Origin of the sequence: Latilactobacillus fragifolii, assembly GCF_905332535.1 — a bacterium.
Lineage (GTDB): Bacteria > Bacillota > Bacilli > Lactobacillales > Lactobacillaceae > Latilactobacillus > Latilactobacillus fragifolii.
In genome coordinates, this window is sequence record NZ_CAJOCF010000021.1 from 1 (window position 1) to 248 (window position 248).

At 39.9% G+C, this 248-nt stretch carries 1 rRNA gene; it reads left to right on the plus strand.

The window, feature by feature from the left end:
* A 16S ribosomal RNA gene (locus J7Q78_RS09965) occupies window positions 1-101 on the plus strand; the annotation flags it as partial.
* Window positions 102-248 lie beyond the last annotated feature (147 nt).

A 248-nucleotide genomic window follows, 5' to 3' on the forward strand; every position in this document is an offset into this window, starting at 1 on the left:
GTAACCCTTCGGGGAGCCAGCCGTCTAAGGTGGGACAGATGATTAGGGTGAAGTCGTAACAAGGTAGCCGTAGGAGAACCTGCGGCTGGATCACCTCCTTTCTAAGGAATAATACGGAAAACCTTGAACATTTGAAAAGTCGAAACTTTGTTTAGTTTTGAGAGGTCTACTCTCAAACTTTGTTCTTTGAAAACTGGATAATAAGTAATATATTAGTTTTAAAAGCCGAGAAAACATTGCGTTTTAAA